Annotated in this window: 18 protein-coding genes; 6 read left to right on the top strand and 12 right to left on the bottom strand. The window is 31.8% G+C overall.

Going from position 1 to position 20,866, the window contains the following annotated elements; all coding sequences use genetic code 11:
* Positions 1–5: 5 nt before the first annotated feature.
* The 7 genes from HMPREF2897_RS06200 to ezrA all read right to left on the bottom strand — a co-directional run bounded on the left by HMPREF2897_RS06200 (position 6) and on the right by ezrA (position 8,348).
* Complete coding sequence (locus HMPREF2897_RS06200) at positions 6–1,259, bottom strand: acetate kinase (protein WP_002446672.1); 1,254 nt, start codon at positions 1,257–1,259, stop codon at positions 6–8.
* Positions 1,260–1,347: 88 nt separating this feature from the next.
* Complete coding sequence (locus tag HMPREF2897_RS06195; RefSeq protein WP_002474990.1) at positions 1,348–2,295, bottom strand: class I SAM-dependent methyltransferase; 948 nt, start codon at positions 2,293–2,295, stop codon at positions 1,348–1,350.
* Between the two features lie 128 nt (positions 2,296–2,423).
* Positions 2,424–2,918 carry a thiol peroxidase gene (tpx, locus tag HMPREF2897_RS06190; RefSeq protein ID WP_002446674.1) on the bottom strand — a complete coding sequence of 165 codons (495 nt, stop codon included), beginning with the start codon at positions 2,916–2,918 and terminating at the stop codon, positions 2,424–2,426.
* Positions 2,919–3,157: 239 nt separating this feature from the next.
* On the bottom strand, positions 3,158–3,922 hold the full coding sequence (locus HMPREF2897_RS06185) for a sulfite exporter TauE/SafE family protein (protein ID WP_002491768.1): 765 nt from the start codon (positions 3,920–3,922) through the stop codon (positions 3,158–3,160).
* A 39-nt stretch (positions 3,923–3,961) separates the two neighbouring features.
* Positions 3,962–5,185 (bottom strand): tRNA uracil 4-sulfurtransferase ThiI, encoded by a 1,224-nt coding sequence (gene thiI / locus HMPREF2897_RS06180; protein ID WP_002446676.1) that lies wholly within the window; start codon positions 5,183–5,185, stop codon positions 3,962–3,964.
* Entirely contained in the window at positions 5,185–6,324 is a 1,140-nt protein-coding gene (locus HMPREF2897_RS06175; RefSeq protein ID WP_070592818.1) for a cysteine desulfurase family protein, read from the bottom strand. Before HMPREF2897_RS06175 ends, thiI begins: the two co-directional genes overlap by 1 nt.
* A 329-nt stretch (positions 6,325–6,653) precedes the next feature.
* Positions 6,654–8,348, bottom strand: coding sequence for a septation ring formation regulator EzrA (gene ezrA / locus HMPREF2897_RS06170; protein WP_070592817.1), 1,695 nt, complete (start codon positions 8,346–8,348; stop codon positions 6,654–6,656).
* A gap of 134 nt (positions 8,349–8,482) precedes the next feature.
* Between ezrA and HMPREF2897_RS06165 the strand changes: the two genes are divergently transcribed.
* Both HMPREF2897_RS06165 and rpsD read left to right on the top strand, forming a co-directional pair.
* Complete coding sequence (locus HMPREF2897_RS06165) at positions 8,483–8,953, top strand: GAF domain-containing protein (RefSeq protein ID WP_002446679.1); 471 nt, start codon at positions 8,483–8,485, stop codon at positions 8,951–8,953.
* 220 nt (positions 8,954–9,173) lie between these two features.
* Complete coding sequence (gene rpsD, locus HMPREF2897_RS06160; RefSeq protein ID WP_002446680.1) at positions 9,174–9,776, top strand: 30S ribosomal protein S4; 603 nt, start codon at positions 9,174–9,176, stop codon at positions 9,774–9,776.
* A gap of 273 nt (positions 9,777–10,049) precedes the next feature.
* On the opposite strand, the gene HMPREF2897_RS06155 is transcribed toward rpsD, so the two are convergent.
* Positions 10,050–10,796: a glycerophosphodiester phosphodiesterase gene (locus HMPREF2897_RS06155; RefSeq protein WP_002446681.1), complete on the bottom strand. Its 747-nt coding sequence runs from the start codon at positions 10,794–10,796 to the stop codon at positions 10,050–10,052.
* Positions 10,797–10,873: 77 nt separating this feature from the next.
* Between HMPREF2897_RS06155 and HMPREF2897_RS06150 the strand changes: the two genes are divergently transcribed.
* The 3 genes from HMPREF2897_RS06150 (at position 10,874) to serA (ending at position 14,189) form a co-directional block, all read left to right on the top strand.
* Positions 10,874–11,314, top strand: a complete 441-nt coding sequence (locus HMPREF2897_RS06150; protein WP_002446682.1) for an SACOL1771 family peroxiredoxin — start codon at positions 10,874–10,876, stop codon at positions 11,312–11,314.
* A gap of 126 nt (positions 11,315–11,440) precedes the next feature.
* Positions 11,441–12,604, top strand: coding sequence for a pyridoxal-phosphate-dependent aminotransferase family protein (locus HMPREF2897_RS06145; RefSeq protein ID WP_070592816.1), 1,164 nt, complete (start codon positions 11,441–11,443; stop codon positions 12,602–12,604).
* Positions 12,594–14,189: a phosphoglycerate dehydrogenase gene (serA, locus tag HMPREF2897_RS06140; RefSeq protein WP_002496783.1), complete on the top strand. Its 1,596-nt coding sequence runs from the start codon at positions 12,594–12,596 to the stop codon at positions 14,187–14,189. Before HMPREF2897_RS06145 ends, serA begins: the two co-directional genes overlap by 11 nt.
* Before the next feature lie 79 nt (positions 14,190–14,268).
* On the opposite strand, the gene HMPREF2897_RS06135 is transcribed toward serA, so the two are convergent.
* The 3 genes from HMPREF2897_RS06135 to HMPREF2897_RS06125 form a co-directional block, all read right to left on the bottom strand.
* Positions 14,269–15,393, bottom strand: coding sequence for an HAD family hydrolase (locus tag HMPREF2897_RS06135; protein ID WP_070592815.1), 1,125 nt, complete (start codon positions 15,391–15,393; stop codon positions 14,269–14,271).
* Positions 15,394–15,488: 95 nt separating this feature from the next.
* Positions 15,489–16,961 carry an N-acetylglucosamine-specific PTS transporter subunit IIBC gene (gene nagE / locus HMPREF2897_RS06130; RefSeq protein WP_002446686.1) on the bottom strand — a complete coding sequence of 491 codons (1,473 nt, stop codon included), beginning with the start codon at positions 16,959–16,961 and terminating at the stop codon, positions 15,489–15,491.
* Positions 16,962–17,170: 209 nt separating this feature from the next.
* On the bottom strand, positions 17,171–17,794 hold the full coding sequence (locus tag HMPREF2897_RS06125; protein WP_002446687.1) for a lysophospholipid acyltransferase family protein: 624 nt from the start codon (positions 17,792–17,794) through the stop codon (positions 17,171–17,173).
* 279 nt (positions 17,795–18,073) lie between these two features.
* Between HMPREF2897_RS06125 and HMPREF2897_RS06120 the strand changes: the two genes are divergently transcribed.
* Positions 18,074–19,312, top strand: a complete 1,239-nt coding sequence (locus HMPREF2897_RS06120; RefSeq protein WP_058702852.1) for a S1C family serine protease — start codon at positions 18,074–18,076, stop codon at positions 19,310–19,312.
* A gap of 190 nt (positions 19,313–19,502) precedes the next feature.
* Here the strand turns inward: HMPREF2897_RS06120 and tyrS are convergent, their stop codons facing one another.
* Positions 19,503–20,768, bottom strand: a complete 1,266-nt coding sequence (gene tyrS, locus HMPREF2897_RS06115) for a tyrosine--tRNA ligase (RefSeq protein WP_002446689.1) — start codon at positions 20,766–20,768, stop codon at positions 19,503–19,505.
* Between the last annotated feature and the right edge of the window lie 98 nt (positions 20,769–20,866).

The following is a 20,866-nucleotide window of genomic DNA, read 5'->3' as shown; positions in this document are numbered from 1 at the left end:
TAAAATTAATTCACTTCGATACTTTCGTTGGTATTAAATTCTTCTTTTTTGGGTGTATTATCATTAAGTTGACCATATTTAATCACGTCACGAGATATCATTACTTCTTCATCAGTAGGTACAACAAGTACTTTTACAGGTGAATGTGGATAATTAATATAACCTTCTTCACCATGTAAACTTTCATTCTTCTTAGGATCCCAATAAACACCCATAAACTCAAGTCCTTCTAAAACTTTACCACGAATAATATGTGAGTTTTCACCTATTCCTGCAGTAAATACAATAATATCTACACCATGCATTCTAGCTGCATAAGAACCAATATATTTGTGAATTTTTGAAGCAAATAAATCTAGTGCAACACGTGAACGTTGACGTCCATGTTTTGCTTCTTCAGTTAAATCACGCAAATCACTTGATGTCCCAGTAAGACCTAATAATCCTGATTCTTTATTAAGTATTTCTAATACTTCATCAGCTGTTTTACCTGTCTTTTCCATAATGAATGGTATTAAAGCTGGATCAAGATTCCCCGAACGAGTCCCCATTGTTACACCAGCAAGTGGTGTGAATCCCATAGATGTATCAATAGATTCTCCACCGTCTATAGCTGCAATAGATGCACCGTTACCGATGTGACAAGAAATAATTCTTAAATCTTCAATTGGTCTACCAACAATTTGAGCAGCTCTACGAGATACATATTTATGACTTGTGCCGTGGAAACCATACTTACGTATACCATAGTCTTCATAGTAATGATATGGCAAGCTATATAAATAAGCTTGTTCAGGCATAGTTTGGTGGAAAGAAGTATCAAACACCGCAACATGTGGGATTTCTGGTAATAACTTTCTAAAAGCTCTAATACCCATTAAATTAGCTGGATTGTGTAAAGGTGCTAATTCACTTAATTCTTCAATTTGAGATTCTACATCATCAGTAACAACAACTGATTTAGGGAAAGTTTCGCCACCGTGCACAACACGATGACCTGTTCCTTGAATATCAGTGATGTCTTTAATCATTTCATGTTCTTTAAAACTATCTAACATTATATTAACGGCTTCTTCATGATTATGGATATCTCTGATATCAGTAAGCTTCTCGCCATTAACATGAATGGTGAAGATAGAATCGCTTAAACCAATACGTTCTATCACACCTTTAGTTACTAGTTTTTCTTCAGGCATCTTAATTAGCTGGAACTTTAAAGATGAGCTACCAGCATTTACCGCCAAAATTAATTTTGACATAAGACATTGTCCTCCATCATTTGTTTAGTTATATTTTTCACATAATCATTTTATCATTAACACAGTTTGAATACTATATTGTTACAGACTATTTTTTTGTATGATTTGTGACTATCCACTGATTCAATTCAGAAATGAAACCTTGAAATTGTTGAGGATTTTTAAAATCAGGGATATTTGCTAATAAGACTTCAACTGGTCGAGTTTCTCCTGATTTTTTCTTTTGTAAAATCAATATAGATTTACGTGCTTTTTCATTTTTAAATAAAGTTTTAGGTAAATTTAAAAATGCTTGCATCTCAGTCTCTGTAGCAATGAAATTTTCCAACTGTTTCACTTTATCATCTTCAAAGAGATGACTAGGAACAACTAAAAATGCATAACCTGCCCCTTTTAGCGCATTAATAGATTGTTCGATTAACAGATGATGGGAATAACTGTGTCCCTCTTCGAAACCTAACTTCATTTCTCTACTACGTTCATCTAAAGGATAGTATCCTATTGGGAAATCTCCAATCACGACATCTGCCTCTTCCAATGGTAATGGCATAATCGCATCTTGAGGATAAACGTCAAATGGTATCTCTAAAAAATTGGCCAAATGCACACTTACACGTGATAGCACTGGATCGACCTCTATCAGATGGTGCATAATTGTTTTATCAGAAAGTACTTCTTTCACTGCTGCACTTAGATGACCTGCCCCACTTGCAATATCTACAATGTGCATTTCCTCTTTATGTTCTAAAAAGCGTTGAACAAGAAACCCGAGAATGAGTCCAATAGAATCAGGCGTAATCTGATGATTAGCTTGAATATTTTCTTCTTGTAATAAACTTAAATATGCAAATTGAAAAGCTTTCCTTCTATCTTGAAGCGTTGCTTGCTCTAAAAGTTCTCTTTGGTTTGTATATATATCTTCCATAGCTAGCCCTAAATTTTCGATAAAACTTTGTCCATTTTCTTTGTTTAAGACTTTAGCTTTATCGTCTAATGTATGAAATAGACGTTCCATTATAGTGTTTTCTTCAGACATAAAATATCCCTTTCTATTTAAAAAAGTGTCCATCCGTGATTGATAGTATGAATTAACTCTAAATAATTAATTTACTACTCGAACAAGTATGGACACTAAAACTTTTTACTGTCAATAGTTCAATATGACTAAATATTTCTATATGCTTTCAATGCGGCTTCAAAATCAGGGTAATTCGTACCTTCACTGACAATTTCCTTATATACTACTTTATTGTTTTCGTTTAACACAAATACCGAACGTGCAAGTAAGCGTAATTCATCCATTACAAGTCCATAATTTCGACCAAAAGATAAATCTTTATGGTCACTTAAAGTAATTACATTTTCTAATCCGCTTGATGCACACCATCTTTTTTGGGCGAAAGGTAAATCTACTGATATCGTTAAAACTACGCCATCTTCAGCTGAAGCTTCTTCATTAAACTTTCGAGTTTGACTATCACATACTCCTGTATCAATAGATGGTATAACACTAATTAATTTCTTCTTGTTTTTATAATCATCTAAAGTAATTTGATTCAAACTATTATCAAGAACTGTGAAATTTGGTGCGATATCACCTTCATTAACCTCAGAACCTGATAATTTAATGGGATTATTTTTAAATGTAATTTGAGTCATCGTAACGACCTCCTATCAACTTAGTTAATTATAATGATACGACAAAGAACGTATGGTTTTCAATTTTTTTAGCCATTATCTATTAAAAAATGAAAACCTTTCCAAAAAAATCGTTGTTTGTAATATAGTAATAAAAGAGGCCAAACAAATTTGCAAACATTAACTCGACAAGATAAGCAATACACACTCATTTAAAGTTTGTCTACAATTTCATTTGAACCTCTTAATCTAACAATTATTTACTGCACAATAAAATCGTAGAGATTTTTTATAATTAATATTGCAGTAACTACTATAAATAAAGCTTTTACATACCTTACCCCTTTTTTCAAGGCAAATTGAGCACCTAACAAAGCACCTATCATCATGCTAAAAGCCATAATAATACCATAAAAATAATTGACCTGACCTAAAATCATGAAAAATAATAACGCACCACAATTAGATGCAAAATTTAAAACCTTTGCATTACCAGCTGCGCTTAAAAAGTCAAAGCCAAATAATAAAAGTGTAAATAGCATAAAGGAGCCCGTACCACCACCTAAAAAACCATCATAAAATCCAATAACAATAAATATTAATGTAAATAATACTGCTTTTGTAAAAGTAAAATCGGTAAATGTTCTTACATTTCCCCAATCTTTTTGTATGATGGTATAAATAAGAACTAATGACAGTGCTATAATGATTAGCGGTTTTAAAATATTTGCTGGTATGTATGTCGCAATGATAGCACCACCACCGGAAGCAACAAATATTAATGGAAACATCTTTCCTACTATTTTCAAGTCAACTTTACCTGAACGTAAAAATTTTAATGCACTTGTTAATGTACTAAAAGAACTCGCAAATTTATTTGTACCTAAAGCAACAGATGGTGGCAAGCCAACTGCAAGTAATGCAGGGGTTGAAATTAGTCCACCCCCACCAACTACAGAGTCGACGAATGAAGCGATAAAACCAAAGGCAACAATCATCAACATAATCGATAAATTCCAATCCATACTAAGCCTAACCCCTTTGTTTTTATTACATTACGAATTTTAGAATAAATCTTTAATCAATGAATCTGTAGATTGTTCTTTCGCACTCTTATAATTTTGATCTATTGTTAATGTTTCAATATTTTCAACTGCATTTTCTATCATTTCATCAAAATTAAATACACTTTCATATTTTACTACTTTGTCAAAATCCGGTTCAGTTACAGGATTTTTCGGAGTAAATATTGTACAACAATCTTCATAAGGTTGAATAGATGTTTCAAATGTACCGAGTTCTTTTGCTTTCTTAATAATGTCTTCTTTATCTAACGTTAATAGAGGTCTTAAAACAGGTGTAGCTGTGACATGATTAATAGCGTACATACTCTTTAGTGTCTGACTTGCTACTTGACCAAGATTCTCTCCATTTACGATGGCATTAGCATTTATTTGATGTACAACTTTATCAGATATACGCATCATCATTCTTCTTGTAGAAGTCATTGTATAACGAGGATGTACAACTTTATTAATTTGCTTTTGTATTTCTGTAAATGGTACGAGATGCAGCTTAATAGGACCAACACGTTCCGCTAAAATTCTTGTTAATTCGATAACTTTATCTTTAGCTTTTTCACTCGTAAATGGTGGACTATGAAAATGTATTGCTTCAACAGTTACGCCACGTTTCATTACTTCTATTCCTGCTACAGGAGAATCAATACCACCACTTAACATAAGTAATGTCTTACCTCCTGTACCGACTGGCAGTCCACCTGCACCAGCGATTACTTTTTCATAAATATAAATAGTATCCATTCTTACTTCTATTTTAATTTCATAGTCAGGATTTTTAACATTCACTGTTATATTATTATTTTCTTTTAGTATTGCTCCACCGACTTGACGTTGCAATTCATACGTATCCAATCGAAATGACTTATCAACGCGTTTTACATCTACCTTAAAAGTTGAACCTTTTACAAAGTCTTGAGATAACTGTATCGCTGATTGATTAATTTTCTCTTCGTTTTTATCAATTTTTATGACTGGACTGATTGATTTTATACCATAAACTTTAGATAAGCGGTGAATGATCTCATTTATGTCTGCTTCAGGGGATAATTCTATGTACATTCTATCCCTCTTTCCTTTGAGATGATAACCACGCAATGGAATAAGTGCGCGTTTCACATTGTCTTTAAGTTGATTAACAAACATTTTTCTATTCGTACCTTTAAGCGTAAGTTCTCCATATCTAACTAATAAATGATCAAATTGCATTACTTTAACAGCTCCTTAATTTCCTTATATACAGTTTCAAATGCATTCATAAAACTTAATATATCGTTTTCAGTCGTATGTGCCCCTAAAGAAATTCTTATACTACCTTCTATTTTTGACTCTGCAATTTCCATAGCAAGTAAAACCTCATTTAATTTATTCATCTTAGAAGAACAAGCACTTGTAGTTGAAACCATTACGTTTTGTTTGGAAAAAGCATTAACAAGTACCTCACCCTTAACACCTGGAAATCCTATATTTATAATGTGGGGTGATGCATTTTGAGGAGAGTTGATAAATACATTTTTGTATTCTGCTAAAAATGAAAGTAATTTATTTTTATAATTGCTTAAACGTAAATTAAGCTCTTTTGTTTGATCAACAGCATTCTTTATAGCTCTAACCATAGAAATAGCCATTGGTAAATTAACTGTACCACTTCGTAAACCATATTCTTGTCCACCACCATGGACAATAGGTTCTATGTTTTGAATATTTTTTAAAAGTAATAGACCTTGACCTTTGAGTCCATTAAACTTGTGACCGCTTAAGCTTAAACTATCAACATGATTGATCTGCATAGGTACCTTACCTAAAGCCTGGACTGCATCAACATGAAAGTGTGCACGTGGGTAATTTTTTACAATATTTGCTATTTCTTCAATAGGTTGAATTTGTCCCATAATATTATTGACATACATACATGTCACAAGTCCTACTTTATCTGTCATTAATAATTTTAAGTGTTCTGTGTCCAACTTACCTTCTTTTGTCACATCAACATATTTTAATTTAAAACCTTTTTCCCTTTCCAAATACCTCATTACTTCCAAAACTGAGGGATGTTCTAAGACTGATGTGATAATCTCATTAGCAGTTTCTTTTTTCATATACGCAATACCTTTTAGCAGTATATTATTCGATTCAGTTGCGCCACTTGTGAAAATGATATCAAACTGATTATTTAAGCTTAATATACTATTGATTTCACTTTTTGCTTTCAATAATAATTGTTCGGCTTGAACCCCTGCATGATGAGGACTATTTGGATTGAAGTATAATGTTTGATTCACTTTTACGAATGAATCAACAACATCTTGATCAGCTTTGGTAGTGGCTGCATTGTCTAAATAAATCACTGATATCACTTCTCTTTCAAATTTTAATTAAATCTTGTTTTAAAAATGAATTGCTTCACTATAAATTTACAAATTAAGATACTCAAGCATTATACTATTTTCTCACAAAATTAAAAGAGTGTGACCATGAATTTTAATTCACTACTAATAGAACACTAAAAAACCTGAGACATTCATTATTGTCTCAGGTAATTCCGATGCATGGAGAGTCGATGACTGCAGAAATTTACACTTATACTAATCTTTGACTCTATCAATTATGATTAAAATAAGATAGTAAATCTCATGTAGATTTAACTCACACTTGTATAATATTTATACACAAATTACTATTCTTTAATCACTTGCTCTTCAATATGTTTGGTAATACCAGGTTCAACACTTTCTAATGCTTCTTCGGCTATCTCTATCGCACGTTTATATCGGTTATTTTTAAATAATCGTTCTGCTTCATTTAAGCTTTTATCAACATGATGATGATCCTTACGATATCTATTACCATATTGGATAAGCTTTTCTGCGTATACAGCATTTACAAGTACATCGTTAGCTTCATCTTCAAATATATTCATTTGAATAACAATTTTTGCTACTTTATCCTTTAGTTGTTTAACATGAATTGGACGTTCGCTAAATTGATCATTTACTTCTCTTACTTCATTATCAATTTCATTTTTCATGATAATGAAACGTTCTGGAACGCTAGTTAAATTAGAAGCTAATAAACGTCGGTATACTTCTTCTTTCTTAGATTGTACTCTTAATAAATTATCTTCTGCTTCAGCTTCATCTTCGCGTAATTGAATGAGATGATTTTGAAGTTTATCTTGTTCTTTGTTAATCACAGATACATGATCTTCAAGGTACTGTAAATTATCTTGTACTTCACTATAACGTACCGCAGATTTAGAAGTTTCTTTTAAAATATCATCATAAACTGAGATGAGACTTTGAATTTCATTTTCAAATTGTCTTACACTTTGAGCATCTGATTCATTAATATGGTAATTTTCACGAACATATTCAATTTCGGTTTGTAATGTATAGTTCATATCTTTGGCTTTAAATAAGTCATCAGTAATGATATCTTTCGTTTCTTCAACTTCATTTTTAGCTTTTACTTCATATTCAATAAGATCATACATTTCATCTAATTTATCATTAATATTTTCAAGTTTATTGTTAGCTTCATCTAATTCTAATCGACTAATCATTGGTTCAACAAAACTTAATTCTGTCTTAAGACTTTGTATTGTACCATCGACTTTGACATGATCTAAATCATAGCCTTCAACCTTTAAGTCTCTGCATCCATATTTTAAATCTTGAAACTGTCCTGGTAATTCTTTTTGAGTTTCTCGAATTAATTCTGGAATTTCATCCATATAAAATTTTAAATTTTTAATTTGATCCTGTAAAGCAGCAATGTGATTATGGGCTTGAACATAGTTACCTTCACTTTTTAAACTCTCATATTCATTTAACTTAGGCTCATAATTTTCGATTTCATTTTCAAGTGGTTCAGCTGCTTCACCAAATTGATGACGATTTGCTAATACATCACGTTTCATTTCACGATAGTCAACTTTACACTTTTCATACAATGCTTCATTTTCTTTATGTAAGTTTATAATGTCGTCCACTTGAGTTACTTGATGCTGATAATTCTCTTCGTATTGATCCATTAATTCGTGAGCATCATCAATTTCAGTTTGTGCTGCTGTGAATTTAAATTTCTCTAAAAACTCTTCAGCATTTTGAATTTTTTCTTCTACTGGAGCTAAGTATTTATTTGTAGTTTCTGTGTTGTCTTTTTTCATTGCATCATACTTAGTCTTTGTTTCACCTTTTAAATTTAAACCAGTAAGTTTTCTTAGGTTATCATCTAAAGGTAATTGTTCAATTTCGTTCTTACGCTCTTCTGTTTTTTCAATTAAATTTCTTTTGTTTGAGCGCATATAAAACAATACGCCAATAGCAATTAAAATAACTACTAATATTGCTAATATGATAAATAACACCATATACTTCTCCTCCTATTTTATCATCTTACATTATAACGTAATTTTGTGCGTCGTTAAATCACAAAATCAATTAATTGATAGATTATTTTTAAAAGCTTATACTAAATTAAAAATTGTAGTAACGAGGTATGACGATGACAATGAATATTCCAACAAATTATAAACTGATATCAAAACAACTTGCTAGTTTAATCGAAGATGAAAAGAATTTAATTGCAATATTAAGCAATACTTCTGCTCTTCTTAACGATACAATTAATCATATTAATTGGGTAGGTTTTTACCTTATTGAAAATAAGGAGCTTATTCTTGGACCATTTCAAGGCCATCCTGCTTGTGTACATATTGCTATCGGCAAAGGGGTTTGCGGCACTGCCGTTTCATCTGGTGAAATACAACGTGTTAAAGACGTCCATCAATTCCCTGGTCACATAGCTTGTGACGCAAATAGTCAATCAGAAATTGTTATTCCATTACATCAAAACGGCCAGATTATCGGAGTATTAGATATTGACGCTCCTATAAAAAATAGATTTTCACAAGATGATCAAGAAGGACTTGAATCTATTGTAAAAACTTTAGAAAAACAACTCAATCAAATTTAAAATAATCTTGACACTTTCTTTTAAAATGATAAAATAAGCTTTGTGTGAATTAACGAAAATAGCAGTTATATATTATCTAGCTCTATGTTGTTCCCAATGTGGACGTGTCGCGTAACTGTCGCTATAAGGTGAAGACACATAAAACAATATATCTCGATAAGCATGTAACACTCTTTTTTGTTTTTTCATAACAACAAAAAAGAAAAAGGAGGAGTCTCACATGGCTCGATTCAGAGGTTCAAACTGGAAAAAATCTCGTCGTTTAGGTATCTCATTAAGCGGTACTGGTAAAGAATTAGAAAAACGACCATACGCACCAGGACAACATGGTCCTAACCAACGTAAAAAATTATCAGAATATGGTTTACAATTACGTGAAAAACAAAAATTACGTTACTTATATGGAATGACTGAAAGACAATTCCGCAACACATTTGATATTGCTGGTAAGCAATATGGTGTACACGGTGAAAACTTCATGATATTACTTGCTAGTCGTTTAGATGCAGTTGTTTATTCATTAGGTTTAGCTCGTACACGTCGTCAAGCACGTCAATTAGTAAACCATGGTCACATTGAAGTAGATGGTGGACGCGTAGATATCCCATCATACTCATTAAAACCTGGTCAAGTGATTACAGTTCGTGAAAAATCACAAGACTTAGATATTATTAAAGAATCTGTTGAAATTAACAATTTCGTACCAGAATATTTAGACTTTGATGCTGACAACTTAAAAGGTACTTTCGTTCGATTCCCTGAACGTAGCGAGTTACCAGCTGAAATCAATGAACAATTAATCGTTGAGTACTACTCAAGATAATCGATTTCTACTTTTTACACCCAATTCCAATTTTGGATTTGGGTGTTTTATTTTATATAAAAATTTCTATCTTGTTTTAGTTTTCAAATATTTAAATGTATAATGCATTTTGTTTAATAAAAACTGGGATATTAATTAATATTCCAGTTTTTATTAACAATGATCAATACTCAACTTAATTGAAAATACGCTCTTATTTATTATTTTTTGAAGCAAGTTCTGGTTGTACATACGTATTGAACTTCGCGTTGTTACTTACATTTCCCATCATACTTATAGCTCGAATAAATCTTCAGGTACATCGGAAATAATACCGTCAACACCAATATCTATTAATTTTTGTGATTCTTTTAATTTATTTACAGTATAAGGTAATATTTTTAATTCTTCCTCATGAGCAAGTTGCATAAATTTCTTCGAAACAATTTGATAATTAGGATTAGCATAATCAGCAACTTTGGCAATTTTTTTGAAATTCGGTAACTTGTGCCAATATTTTTTCTTACTAATTAATAAACCTAATTCATAATCTAAATTCATTGCCGACAATTTTTTTACACAATCAAAATCGAATGATTGTAAAATCACTTTAGATTTAGATATTTGTCTTTCCTTCAATTTATCAACGATCATATTTTCAATATTTGGATACTGACTAGGCTTTTTTATTTCTATTAATAATTTTTGCGAAAAGTTATCTGCTAAATCTAACACTTCATCAAAAGTCGGTATCCTCTCCCCTTTAAATTTCTCTCCTTTATAGAAACCAAAATCTAATGCTTTTAATTCTTTTAAAGTAAAGTCAGAAACCTTGCCTTTACCATTTGACGTACGATCGATAGTATCATCATGTATAACGACAAGCTCTTTATCTTTTGTGTAATGTACATCAATTTCCAACATATCTATATGTAACATGAGCGCATGTCGATAAGCGATTAAAGTATTTTCAGGATAATCTTCAGGTAATCCTCTATGCGCTACGATTTGGAAATGTTGATTTGGACGTCGAATTTTCATCAAAGTCACCTTTCTTTTAAACTTATTTAATTTGCCCTAAACTTAAATTACCATAATTAAATTGGAGGTCAATTCATATGGTTAAACATGATTTTAAAGTTAAAACTGAGTGGCTAGGTGGACGCGAAGAAGTAGGTCAACTTCGAGGAGATATTATCAATGAAAATATATCCATCCCCTCTTCACTAGGTGGCCAAGGAAAAGGCACAAATCCAGATGAATTACTAGTAAGTGCAGCATCATCTTGTTACATCATTTCACTCGCTGCAACACTAGAAAAGAGTGGTTTTACTAATGTAAAAATTAATCAACAGTCAATAGGTACAGCTTCATTTGAAAATAAAAAATTTAAAATGGAACGTATTACACATTATCCCTCAATTGAAGTGCCCTCTTCTCAAAAAGAAAAGCTTAAAAGTATTTTAGATAAATTATTAGTGATTGCAGATAAAAATTGCATGATATCTAATGCTATACGGAATAATGTCATTATTTCAATTGAGCCTAATTTAATATAAATCATATAGCTATCACAAATTTTAAACATGTAAACGTTTTAATTATGTGATAGCTATTTAATAAGGGTTTTAAATATTCAGAATTTTTGCTAAAATAAATAAATCTTATTGTGGGAGGAATGTACAATGCAGTATTACCAACCTTTATTATTAACACCTGGACCAACTCTTGTACCGGAACAAATCTTGAGTGCCGTACAATTACCAATGGTAGGTCATCGTTCTACTGACTTTGAGGAAATTGCTAGTGAAGCATTTAAAGGTTTAAAGCCAGTATTTGGTAGCAAAAACGAAGTACTTATTCTTACATCTAGTGGCACTAGCGTATTAGAAGCAAGTATGCTTAACATCGCAAATCCTGAGGATCATATTGTGATAATTGTTTCTGGTGCATTTGGAAATCGCTTTAAACAAATCGCACAAACTTATTATAATCATGTACATGTATATGATGTTAACTGGGGTGAAGCTGTAGTAGTTGATGACTTTATTAATTATTTAAAGCAATTAAATGTACCAGTCACTGCAGTATTCACTCAATTTTGTGAAACGTCTACTGGTGTCATACATCCAGTTCACCAATTAGGTCATGCACTTAAAGCTTTTGATAATTCCTTATATTTTATTGTTGATGGTGTAAGTTGTATCGGTGCAGTGGATGTTGATTTAACAAAAGATAAAATCGATGTATTAGTTTCGGGAAGTCAAAAAGCTATCATGCTACCACCAGGTCTAGCATTTGTTGCTTATAGTGATAGAGCAAAAAAACGATTTGCTGATGTAGAAACACCAAGATTCTATTTAGATTTAAATAAATACATCAAATCACAAGAGCAAAATTCAACGCCCTTCACGCCTAATGTTGGTCTATTTAGAGGAATAAATGCTTATGTAGAACTTGTAAAAAAAGAAGGATTAAATCACGTTATTTCACGACATTTTAAAATACGGGATGCCTTAAGAACGGCACTAAAAGCACTTGAATTAGAATTATTAGTAAAAGATGATGCCCATGCCTCACCTACTGTAACCTCATTTGTTCCAAAAAATCAAGAAGAACTTAATATCATTAAAAATCAACTTAAATCTCAATTCAATATAACTATTGCTGGAGGACAAGGTCACTTAAAAGGACAAATTTTGAGAATTGGTCACATGGGAAAAATATCTCCTTTTGATATTTTAGCAGTCGTGTCTGCATTGGAAATTATTTTAACTTCTAATAGAAATGTCAATTATATTGGAAAAGGGATAACTCAATTTATGGAGGTTATTGGACATGAGTCATAAAATATTAGTATCAGACCCAATTTCTGAGGATGGTTTACAAAGTATTTTAAAACATCAAGAATTTGAAGTAGATGTACAAACAGATTTATCTGAGAATGATTTAGTAAATATGATTTCAACTTATGAAGCTCTTATCGTACGAAGTCAAACCCAAGTAACAGAGCGAATTATTAACGCTGCAACAAATTTGAAAGTCATTGCAAGAGCTGGTGTAGGCGTGGATAATATTAATATAGAAGCAGCGACTTTAAAAGGTATTCTAGTAATTAATGCTCCCGATGGTAATACAATTTCTGCTACAGAACATTCAGTAGCCATGTTGCTAGCAATGGCACGAAATATTCCTCAAGCACACCAATCTTTACGTAACAAAGAATGGAACCGTAAAGCATTTAGAGGTGTTGAACTTTATGGCAAAACGTTAGGTATTATCGGTGCTGGTAGGATTGGTTTGGGTGTCGCTAAACGTGCTCAGAGTTTCGGTATGAAAATTTTAGCTTTCGATCCTTATTTGACAGAAGATAAAGCGAAGTCATTAGATATTCAAATTGCAACTGTTGATGAAATTGCCGAAAAATCTGACTTTGTAACAGTTCACACGCCATTAACACCTAAAACTCGAGGAATTGTTGGATCATCTTTCTTTAATAAAGCTAAACAAAATTTACAAATCATAAATGTTGCCAGAGGGGGGATTATAGATGAAACTGCACTTATTGAAGCATTGGATAATAACTTAATAGATCGTGCAGCTATTGACGTATTTGAACATGAACCTCCTACTGATTCTCCCCTCATTCAACATGATAAAATTATCGTCACACCGCATCTTGGCGCCTCAACTGTAGAAGCCCAAGAGAAGGTTGCAGTCTCTGTATCTGAAGAAATAATTGAAATTCTAACTAAGGGGAATGTGGAGCATGCCGTGAATGCTCCAAAAATGGATTTAAGCAAAGTTGATGAAACAACGCAAAGCTTTATAGGTTTAAGTACAACGATTGGTGAGTTAGCTATTCAGCTACTCGATGGTGCTCCGAGTGAAATTAAAGTTAAATATGCTGGTGACTTAGCTCAAAATGACACCAGTTTAATTACAAGAACAATTATAACGAACATCTTGAAAGAAGATTTAGGTAATGAAGTCAATATTATTAATGCATTAGCAATACTTAACCAACAGGGTGTCACGTATAATATAGAAAAACAAAAGAAACATTCTGGCTTTAGTAGTTACATTGAGCTAGAACTAGTTAATGATCAAGATAAAATTAAAATTGGCGCAACGGTATTCGCAGGTTTTGGGCCAAGAATAGTACGTATTAATGATTACTCACTTGATTTTAAACCTAACCAATACCAATTAGTAACATGCCATAAAGACAAACCTGGTATAGTAGGACAAACAGGAAACCTATTGGGAAGTCACGGAATTAATATTGCGTCAATGACTTTAGGCCGTAACGATGCTGGTGGAGATGCTTTAATGATTCTTTCTATTGATCAACAAGCAAGTGAGGAAGTTATAAAAATTTTAAATGAAACAAGCGGATTTAACAAAATTATTAGTACTAAGTTAACAATTTAATTAATTACTTTCGTCTTTTTATAAACTAACAAAAATGCCTCAGATTGAAATTAATATACGATCTGAGGTCATTTTTTGTCTATAATAAAATTTTTCGAATCTTAGTTATATCTTCTACTACATAATCTGCTCCATTTTCAACTAATTCAGCGTGAGCAGCTTTACCTTTTAAACCAGTTAAAGTACCAATGAACGTTGCCCCTATCTTCTTCGCACTTAATAAATCAGCTAAAGAGTCACCTACTATGTAGACCTCATCTTTATTCACGATATCTTCTTGATTTGTCGCATATCGTTCATATTGGTCGTTATAATTTCCATTTAAAGTAGCGATGTAACTAAATGGGTTAGGTTTTCCTAAAGGTTGATATTGAGGAAATTGCTTCTCTGCTAGCAACACCTCACTTGCCGTTACGATATGTTCATCTTTAAAATAAGATTTTAATCCCAATGATTGAAATGGAATTATTGTTTCAGTTCGTGGTCTTCCAGTTGCTATCGCAATTTGATATCCCGCTTCTATTAGATTTTGAAGTAATAATTGAATTTCATCTATAGGTTTAAGAATGACCTCATCATAAATGAAACCTTTCTTAAAATCTTGAATATCTTTTTTATATTCAACTTGATTAAATAAAGCTTTTCCTAAATACCATTCTTGATATATATCTTTTGCTAATGTCCATAAGGGACTTTTCAATTTAAATAAACTAGTGTTGTTAAGTTCTAATTGATTTTTAGCGTAAACTTCCAAATCTTCGTAAATAGCATCTTTACCATTTCTAAACGAAGCTATCACATCATGAGGTAAGCTATAATTTATCGTTTTATCAGTTAAATACTTTGCTATTTCCTTTAAAGTCTCTTTTGTAAACAATGATTCATCAAGTAATTGCTCTCGTAATGATGGTTTTAATTGTTTAGCTTTATCAATTAAATGAATACTAAATACAATAAATAGCATATCCCAATTTGAATTTAAACCTAGTGACTTTAGTTGATTTAGTATTCGGTCATGATTGAATACGTTTTTACGTATTTTGTTTATATCGTTTTCAGTTAAATTACCATCAAAATGAATATCTATACCACAATTTAAGAAATCTGGACTCGATAAAAGTTCAGCTACAGTAATTGCTGAAACATCAAAACATCGTTCCTCACTTAAAAATACGCCATCTACATCAAATAATATAGCCTTCATGCCTTACCCCTTTCATTTCAGAAAATTCTGATATAACTATATTACATGGTTCAATTAAAAAGGGCAAACTCATTACGAGCCAGCCCTTTCACATACTAATTCATTTGGCGATCCATTTCATTGGCAACTTGTTGTACGTGTGTTCCAATAATCACTTGGGTATAATGCTGTCCATTTTGAGTTATACCAATAGCTCCAGCATTTTTAATTTTCTGCTCATCTATAATTGAATTGTCTTTAAGCTCCAATCTAAGTCTTGTTGCACAATGATTTAAACTAATAATATTTTCTTTACCACCTAATCCATCTAAAATACGTTTAGCATTTTGATAATATTTACTTGTAGTGGTTTTGTTCTGTAATACTTCCATTTCAGAAGTATCATTTGATGTTGGATCGATAAGTTCATTATCTCCCCTTCCTATAGTATTTAAATTAAAGACTTGTATGACAACTCTAAAGATAACGTAATAGATAATAAAAAAGACTACACCCTGCAACAATAACATCCAAGGGTGATTAGATATCGGATTAACTAATGAAAGCACATAATCTATAAGACCTGCACTAAATGAAAAACCTGCTGTCCATTGAAACATTGCTGCTATAAATAATGATAATCCAGTTAAAACTGCGTGAATAACAAATAAAACTGGAGCTACAAACATGAATGCAAACTCTATAGGTTCTGTTACACCCACAAAGAATGCCGAAACTGAACTTGCTAAAAACCAAGCATAAACTTGTTTTTTTTGATTCGTCTTCGCAGTATGATACATCGCCAAAGCTGCTGCCGGTATACCAAACATCATAACTGGGAAAAATCCTGCTTGGTATCTGCCAGTAATTCCCTTAATAGCATTTTTACCACTTTGAAATTTACCTATGTCATTTATTCCAGCAGTATCAAACCAAAATACATTGTTGAGCGCATGATGCAACCCAGTAGGTATTAATAATCTATTAAAAAAACCATATAATAATGCACCGAATGGCCCCATACCAACAATCCACTTACCAAAAGTAACTATGCCATTAAAAACTGGAGGCCAAATCAATAATAAAATAACCGCTAAAATTGTACAAAAGAATGCTGTCATGATTGGAACAAGTCGTTTCCCACTGAAGAATGATAAGGCCATAGGTAAATTCGTTTCACTAAATTTGTTATAACTATATGCAGCAATCAAACCTATAATAATTCCTACAAACACATTTCCATTATTCATTTGACTAAATGCTAAATCAATCTTAGATTCTTTAATTTGTAACAAAGTTGCTAATTTTTCTGGAGATAGTACTACCGTAACTATAAAAAAACCTAACGCTGCTGCTAATGCTACTGCGCCATCGTTCTTCTTAGCCATACCGATAGCTACACCAATAGCAAATAATATACCTAATTGCTCTAATATAGTGATCCCAACACTTGTAAAAAAGAGAGCAGCTTGAGGCAGTATGTTTAAAGCATCTAAAGTATGACCTATACCTACAATTATTGCAGCTGCTGGCAGAACAGCTACAGGTAACATGAGAGATCTACCCAAATGTTGCAAAAATTTATACATTTATATCATCCCTTATTTTTATTATCAAACGTTAAAACACTGCAATGCAAAATCGTTTTCTATACCATACATTAAAGTCAAATTATTTACTCTAGAAAAATAATTATCCACTTTAATGTAAACGCTTAATTATAATCTAAAAGAAAGAACGTCTATACAAATCATTTAATTGTACGACGTTCCTCAATAGTAATGATATCTATATTACTCTATTTCTTTAAACTACGTGAAATTTCATTAAGTTCTTTTTGTAATTGAGTTGTGCGTCTTTCAATTTCTTTGGTTAGGAAATCAACTTTCTCATTACGTTTCAAATCCTTTGGAATATCATCCATCTCAATTGGTTTACCGATTTTGATTAATGCTTGACCTGTAATCAAACCATGAATTTTTTTGGGACCCACATAAGCCGCTGGTAAGATAGGCGCCTTCCCTAGCATTGCTATAGTAGCTGCACCACGTTTTAATGGGGCTCCCTCTACTGAAGTACGATGACCAGTCGGGAAAATACCTATAGTTTTATGTTCTTTAAGTAAATTCACTGGTTTTTTTAATGTACTTGGACCAGGATTTTCTCTATCAACTGGAAATGCATTTAGTGATTTCAAAAATTTGCCAGCCCACTGATTCCTAAATAATTCTTTTTTAGCCATATAATGGATTTGATTAGGGAGTAATGCCATTCCTAACATGATTACTTCGTTATAACTTTCATGCGTACAAGTTACAACATATTTACTATCTTTAGGTATATTTTCCTTACCAATAACATATAATGATTTAGACATTTTCACTAAAATAACATCTAAAATCTTACTTATAAAATTGTACATAATGTCACCTGCTTATTTTCTTTATCATAATGATTTTATCACTATCAAATTCATAGAACAATACAACACATGTTTTCTTTAGTCATTTGATAACTATAGCACTGAAATAAATAACAATATGACTACAAAGTTATTTTTATCAAGCATTGATTCTTCCAAATCTTAAAGACAACAATAGCATTTATGATAATACTCCTAAAGTCGTATAGTTGATTGCTAGCAAATTTTATACAAACGATACATAATAGTAATACAGACTACAAATTATGGAGGTAACAAATGTCAGAACAAGAAAAGAATCAACACCACTATCGAAATTCTTCACAGAAGCGACACACTTTTCCATGGATTAAAACAATTATTGTTGCAATAATCGCTGGAATTATTGGAGCACTTCTCGTCTTAGGTATTGGTAAACTCCTTAATAAAACTGGTTTTAACAATGAAGGTGCTACTGTTCATCAAGTTTCAAATAGTCATGGTGGCAATCAGTTAGATGGTAAAAGTAACCAATACAAATCAGTACATGACATGATTAAAGACGTTTCTCCCGCAATTGTCGGCGTAATAAACATGCAAAAATCTACAAACCTTGATGATCTATTCAATGGTAAGGCATCTAAATCAAAAGAAGCGGGGATTGGTTCCGGCGTGATTTATCAAATAAGTGATGGTTCCGCATATATCGTTACAAATAATCACGTTGTTGATGGTGCTTCGGAAATTAAAGTTCAACTACATAATACAAAACAAGTAGATGCTAAATTAATAGGTAAAGATGCCCTAACAGATATTGCTGTTCTAAAAATAAAGGATACAAAAGGAATAAAATCAATTCAATTTGCTAATTCATCAAAAGTTCAAACTGGCGATAGTGTTTTTGCAATGGGTAATCCACTAGGATTAGAATTTGCAAATTCTGTTACATCAGGAATTATCTCAGCTAACGAACGTACAATTGATGCCAATACTTCTGCTGGTAATACTAAAGTTAATGTTTTACAAACAGACGCTGCAATAAATCCTGGTAATTCAGGTGGTGCATTAGTAGATATTAACGGAAATCTCGTTGGTATCAATTCTATGAAAATCGCTGCAGCACAAGTAGAAGGTATAGGTTTTGCTATACCTAGTAATGAAGTTAGAGTGACCATTGAACAACTCGTTAAGCATGGTAAAATCGAACGACCTTCAATCGGTATAGGTCTTATAAACTTAAGTGATATTCCTGAAAACTATCGTAAAGAACTACATACTCATAAAGACAAAGGTGTTTATGTAGCTAAAGTGGACAGTGATAATGCCATTAAAAAAGGTGATATTATTACTGGAATAGATGGTAAACAAATAAAAGATGATACAGATTTAAGAACTTATTTATACGAAAGCAAAAAACCAGGTGAAACGGTTACTCTAAAAGTTATCAGAGATGGTAAGACACAAGATATTAATGTGAAATTAAAAAAACAAGCACCTGCACCTGAATCATCTCAATCACAAAGTCAATTTGCTCAATAAAATATTTTCACTTTATACTTATTGATTTTAAGCTATTTTAGTTGACCGATTTTAAATAAAAACTCTGAGTATACTTCATTGTAAGAGATACTCAGAGTTTTACTTTTATAGTTATTCCTTTTTAAATAAATCTTTTAATTTTAACAATATACATAAAATATTGTTAAATAATCAAATAATTTTTTGTCATTTATGATTGGTAATTAACCATGAAATATTTTTTCTTTCCTCGTCGAATTATTGTAATTTCATCTTCAATGAGGTCTTTACTACTTAACTCATAATCTACTGATTGTTGACGTTCACCATTAATATATATTGCACCGTTGTTTACATCTTCACGAGCTTGACGTTTAGATGAAGCAATACCTGTTTCAATAAGTGCTTCAATTATATTTGTCGTTTTTGTAGATAGCGTTACTTGAGGTACATCTTTAAACCCTTCTTTAAGTTCTTTAGCAGATAACGATTTTAAATCTCCACTAAACAGTGCTTTCGAAATGCGTATAGCGTCTTTTAAAGCTGCTTCTCCATGAATAAATTTCGTCACATTTTCAGCTAGTGCTTTCTGTGCTTCACGTAAGTGAGGCGCTTCATTTTTTGATTGTTCTAATCGATTAATTTCTTCTTTTTCTAAAAAAGTAAAATATTTTAAGAATTTAATTACGTCTTCGTCAGATTGATTAATCCAAAATTGATAAAATTCATATGGGCTTGTCTTTTCAGGATCTAACCACACAGCTCCAGACTCTGATTTACCAAATTTCTTCCCATCCGATTTAGTTACTAATGGGATTGTTAGTCCATATGCCTCAGTTTGTCCATACATTCGTCGCATTAATTCAATACCACTTGTAATATTACCCCATTGATCAGAACCGCCTACTTGAATTTTACAATTTAACTCACGATTTAAATAACCAAAATCAATAGCTTGTAAAATCGTATAAGTAAATTCTGTATAAGAGATACCATGTTCTAAACGAGTTTGAATAGAATCTTTTCCTAGCATATAGTTAACGCCTACATGTTTACCATAATCTCTAAGAAAACTAATCAACGAAATTTGACCAAGCCAATCTTTATTATTGACTAATTGTGCCCCTTTATCACTGTCAAATTCAAATAATCGATGCATTTGATTAGACAGGCCTTTGACGTTAGCTTCAACTTGTGATTCTGTTTGTAACACACGCTCTTCAGACTTTCCAGAAGGATCACCTATCATACCAGTACCTCCACCAATTAAGACGATAGGACGATGCCCATGTTCTTGGAATCGTCTTAATGTTAAAAAAGGTAACAAGTGACCAATATGTAAACTATCAGCTGTAGGGTCTGCACCGCAATATAATGTGACCTGTTCCTTATTTAATAATTCTTCGATACCTTCTTCATCTGTCTGTTGATAAATTAACCCTCTCCATTTTAAATCTTCTATTAAAGCATTAGTCATTGATAAAATCCTCCTAATTTTTTAAATTAAAAAAGTTAAAGATATTTAATAAATATAGTGATTTATCCAAACCTATTAAAAAGCGCCCCTACAAAAAT

The organism is Staphylococcus sp. HMSC065D05 (assembly GCF_001813195.1).
Lineage (GTDB): Bacteria > Bacillota > Bacilli > Staphylococcales > Staphylococcaceae > Staphylococcus > Staphylococcus epidermidis.
Note: the sequence above shows the minus strand (reverse complement) of the source record. Positions and strands in the feature narration are given on the sequence as shown.